The 4,561-nt window shown below is 60.7% G+C and carries 4 protein-coding genes and 2 pseudogenes; 4 read left to right on the top strand and 2 right to left on the bottom strand.

From position 1 onward, the window contains the following. Window positions 1-182 (bottom strand): annotated as a pseudogene (locus HX846_RS21565) (catalase); the annotation flags it as partial. A gap of 31 nt (window positions 183-213) precedes the next feature. Beyond that, window positions 214-2,025: a di-heme-cytochrome C peroxidase gene (locus HX846_RS21560; protein ID WP_178966065.1), complete on the bottom strand. Its 1,812-nt coding sequence runs from the start codon at window positions 2,023-2,025 to the stop codon at window positions 214-216. A 246-nt stretch (window positions 2,026-2,271) separates the two neighbouring features. Between HX846_RS21560 and HX846_RS21555 the strand changes: the two genes are divergently transcribed. The 4 genes and pseudogenes from HX846_RS21555 to HX846_RS21540 form a co-directional block, all read left to right on the top strand. After that, window positions 2,272-3,012, top strand: a complete 741-nt coding sequence (locus HX846_RS21555; RefSeq protein WP_003211122.1) for an FKBP-type peptidyl-prolyl cis-trans isomerase — start codon at window positions 2,272-2,274, stop codon at window positions 3,010-3,012. Window positions 3,013-3,475: 463 nt separating this feature from the next. Beyond that, entirely contained in the window at window positions 3,476-3,931 is a 456-nt protein-coding gene (locus HX846_RS21550; RefSeq protein ID WP_003211120.1) for a YkvA family protein, read from the top strand. 97 nt (window positions 3,932-4,028) lie between these two features. Continuing rightward, window positions 4,029-4,367, top strand: a complete 339-nt coding sequence (locus HX846_RS21545; RefSeq protein WP_178966064.1) for a helix-turn-helix transcriptional regulator — start codon at window positions 4,029-4,031, stop codon at window positions 4,365-4,367. After that, a pseudogene (locus HX846_RS21540) lies at window positions 4,364-4,561 on the top strand (hypothetical protein); the annotation flags it as partial. The gene HX846_RS21545 and the pseudogene HX846_RS21540, both read left to right, overlap by 4 nt.

Raw genomic sequence — 4,561 nt, 5'->3', positions numbered from 1 at the left:
ATGATGCCCTGGGTCATGGCCGCTTCCCCCGGCGGGATCTGTTCGTCCGGCGATACCGGGCCGCTGTGCTGCCAGGCAAACCACAGGGTGGACAGCAACCAGCCCAGCAGGCCCAGGCCCACCAGCCACAACAGGGTCTTGCCGAGAAACGCGCCGAGGCGCAGCCAAAGTCGAGCGAGCATTTAAAAATCCTTTTCTGCGAAGTCGGTTGGGTCAGGGCAGTTGCTGTTCCAGCGGGCCGCCCAGCACTTTCAAATATTCCAGCAGCGCCCAGCGTTCCTGGGGCAGCAAGCCTCGGCCAATCACCCCGTTGCCACGCTGCCCGGCACGGAATTCGTGGCCGCTGTTGTGGTTGCCGGTGATGCGCGTATCGAACAGGAACGCGTTGGGGAACGCGGCGGTTTGATAGCCCAGGTGGCGCGGGTCGTATTCGAAGGTGCCTTTATAGAAGGTCGGGCTGCGCTCGTCCTGAGGCGAGAGCAATTGGTAGATCGTCGGCACCGAGCCGTTGTGCAGGAACGGCGGTGTCGCCCACACCCCGGCCAGGGGCCGTGCCTTGTAGGCACGCAATTCGCGTACGCCGATCGGCAGGCCGAAGCCGTCCAGGCGCGGGCGTTCGGCAGGTGTCACACCGGCGGCACGGTAGGCGTGGTCTTCGACAAAGGCGGTGATGTAGGCCAGGCCTTTGGCTGAAGAGAGGCTGCGCAGGTCCAGCGGCTCGGTGGGCGTGGGGTGCAGTTCGACGTTCATTTTCGCCAACTCCGCCGGGTCCCATTGCAGGGCGCTGAGGTCGAAGCGGTGGTCAGCGATATTGTTGGCAGTAGCGGGGTCGGTGCCGATGACTTCCACCGGGAGCATTTTCAATTGTCGCACCGGGCGGCCATCGACCTGGGACACCGCTGGCACGTGGCAGCCGGCGCAGTTTTCCGCGAACAGTTCGCGACCCTGGGCGGCCAGCGGTTTGTCGATGGCGCCGAACAGGTCTTCGGGCCAGGTGGGTGGCTTGAGCCGTTGCAGGGTTTCTTCGATGGTATTCAGGTCGCGCACCCGCACGCTGGAGGCGTAGCGCGCGTCGCCCTGGAGCGGCTGGCCGGCGTTGTCGAAGAAGTCCAGGGTGGCGCCGACGCCCAGGGCTTCGCCGATATTGCGGGCCATGGGTTGTTGGGCCGAGCCATTCCATTGCACCCAGTCGAAGGTCCAGATGTCCCACAGTTGCGGGTAGTCCACCGGGGCGTTGGCGATGCGGTAGTTGTCGGGGGAAATGGCGTCGCCGAAGCTGGCGTTGGCGATACGGCCAAAGGCGTCGGTGCGGCCCGGGCCTTCTTCGGTGGGGTAGAGGCCACGGTGGGTGTCGTTCCAGGCGACTTTCAGGAAGTTGTTCAGGGACTTCTTGAAGTCCTGGCGCAGTTGCGCTGCGGTCTGGTCGTTGTAGTCATGGCCCAGCACGGTGCGGGCAAAGCGCTCGAATTTCCACGGGTTGTAGTAGGTCGAGGCCAGGCTGGCGACCAGTGCCTGGCCGAAGCTGCCGCCGCGCAGGGTCGGCACGCTGGACGGCAGCACATGTTGCGCCGGGCCGCCGTCGATACGCAGGCCCTGGCCTTTGAAGTTCAACTGGCCGGTGTGGCAGGCGGCGCAAGTGATGTCGAGAAACTCATCATTGCTGCCGGCATTTTTATGCCGGGCGAAACCCACCGGCAGGTTGCCGGGGTTTTGTGCAGTCGGCACTTGCCTGGGATCTACCAGGAAACCGAAGCGCGCCAGGTACTCGGGCGTGGCGAAACGCTGTTCGGAGAACGGCAGTTCCAGTGCGGTAAACCAGGCATAACGCAGGCCCTTGACCTGGGTGCCCTGGGGCGTGAAATAGTAGGTCTGGCGATCTGCGGCGCTCCATTGATCCTGATAGTGCACCTGTTCCACCGGCACGTAGACCGGCAGCTTCGGGTTGACCACGTAATAGAGCACCACCGCCAGGACCAGGCCCAGCAGTATGAAAATCATCAGCAAAACACGGGAAAAAATGCGCAAGATAACTATCCTTGTCGAGTTGTAGCGTTCTTATGCCATCAGGCCAGCAGTGCGGCAAGTGGCCATGAGTCTCGTTCCAGCGCTGCTGCCGTCCGTTGCAGGGCCCTGGATTGAATGAAAATGCTTTTAAACACGTGAACTTATCAGAAGTTTCCTGCTCACATGCCGGTAGCCATTGGTCGTGGCCGCCTGATAAGCTCGCGACTTTACTCGAATGCCCTTTTGGCACACGAACAAGGAAATAGCATGAAACAGCATCGGTTGGCGGCGGCGGTGGCCCTGGTTAGCCTGGTACTTGCGGGTTGTGATTCGCAAACCAGCGTAGAGCTGAAAACCCCGGCGCAAAAAGCTTCCTACGGTATCGGCCTGAACATGGGCAAAAGCCTTGCCCAGGAAGGCATGGATGACCTGGACTCCAAAGCGGTAGCCCAAGGCATCGAAGATGCCGTCGGCAAGAAAGAACAGAAGCTGAAAGACGACGAGCTGGTCGAAGCCTTCGCCGCACTGCAAAAACGTGCTGAAGAGCGTATGGCCAAGATGAGCGAAGAGTCGGCAACCGCCGGCAAGAAATTCCTCGAAGAAAACGCCAAGAAAGACGGCGTTGTCACCACTGCTTCCGGTCTGCAATACAAGATCGTGAAGAAAGCGGACGGTGCTCAACCCAAGCCTACCGACGTAGTGACTGTTCACTACACCGGCAAGCTCACCAACGGCACCACCTTTGACAGCTCCGTGGATCGCGGCAGCCCGATTGACCTGCCGGTCAGCGGCGTGATTCCGGGTTGGGTCGAAGGCCTGCAACTGATGCACGTTGGCGAGAAGGTCGAGTTGTACATCCCGTCCGACCTGGCCTACGGTGCCCAGAGCCCGAGCCCGGCGATTCCAGCCAACTCCGTGCTGGTATTCGACCTGGAACTGCTGGCCATCAAGGACCCGTCCAAGGCAGACGCTCCTGACGCACCGGCGGCTCCTGCTGCCAAGAAGTAATCAGCGCCTGAATACACAACGCCCCGTCTCGACGGGGCGTTGTTGTTTCTGGCCTGTGCGATCGTTCCCACGCTCTGCGATCGTCCCCACGCTCTGCGTGGGAATGCATCCCGTGACGCTCTGCGTCACCATTGCGCATAGCTTAAGCCTAGCGCTAACAGCAAGCGCGGAGCGCCACAGGCGGCATCCCCACGCAGAGCGTGGGAACGATCAGCTGAATCCAGGGCAAATTCAACCGAACCCATGCGGGCTAGAGCAGTCTGATAAAAGACCCGAGTACGGGTAGACGCAGATTATCTCCAAGTCAATGAATTCTTGGGTTTTTTTTATGTGCGCAAAAAACGCCCGATCTGACTGTAGGCCTTGTATTACGTGGCTTTCAGCCTGGAAAATAGGCTCTGTTCACAAGGTTATCCACAATTTGTGTGGATAACCTTTTCTGTCGCCTGGAACTGGAGTGACGATGAAAGCCCCGTTTAATTTCACCCGCTTCCTGCCCATGGCTGCTCGCCTGCTTGGCCGTGGGCGCTTGCCGACGTTGCTGTTCGCGGTCGCCGCCAAAGGCTCGAGCCAGGGCAACCGGCTGGGCAAGCTCAAGGACGACCTCAAGCTGCTCCAGGCCTTGTGCCTTGCCTACTGGCGCGGCGAGTACCGGGCCATCAGCCCCAAGGCGCTGATTTCGGTAGTGGCAGGGTTGATGTACTTCCTGAGCCCGATTGACGCGATCCCGGACTTTATCCCGGTGTTCGGCATGCTCGACGACATTGCTGTGCTGGCGTGGGTCATGAAGACCCTCGACGGCGAACTGAGCGCCTTTCGCGCCTGGCGCGAGCGTCAGCTCCCCGAGAAACTTGCGGTGGTTGAGCGCCTTCCTGCGACGCCTCAGCTGCTTACGCAAGAACACCTGAAAAAAAACTGAACCTTGGGAATATCCCCCTGCGCTCTTTGTGGCTGTTAGGATTACACTCCTAAGGAAAGTACTTACGAAGTAAGTGTTGTGATCCTACGGGGCAGTCATGGATATTCAGATAATTACAAAGGATGGCGAGCCCGAATATGCGGTTCTGCCATGGGCTCAGTATCAGGCGCTGTTAAAAGCTGCCGGTCAGCAACAGCCAACGCCTTCCGCTTCGACCATTAGCCAAGCCACTGCCGAGCCGGATCTGCGCCCCCTGGAGCAGCTGCGAAGCCTGCGCGAGGCCAAGGGCCTGGCCATCGAGGTTCTGGCGCGCACAGTGGGCATCAGCCCGTCTTACCTGGGCCTGATCGAAAGCGGTGAACGCCAGCCGGACGCTGCCATCCGCCGCAGCCTGGCCTGGGAACTTGGCGTTGCAGGTTGGAGGGACGAAACGTGAGCGTACGCATCAGCCGTCAACATTGGGATGGGTTACTCAACGAGCTGGACCAGGCGCGCCGACAGCGCCACCTCTTGACCTACCGCGCCTTGCTGGAGCGCCTGCAATTTCCCACGCCGGCCATGCAGACCCTGACGGCTGCGCTGGAGCACCTGGCGGCGCTGGATGCCAAGGCCGACCAACCACTGCGCAGT

This window comes from Pseudomonas sp. K5002, assembly GCF_013386655.1.
GTDB lineage: Bacteria > Pseudomonadota > Gammaproteobacteria > Pseudomonadales > Pseudomonadaceae > Aquipseudomonas.
Note: the sequence above shows the minus strand (reverse complement) of the source record. Positions and strands in the feature narration are given on the sequence as shown.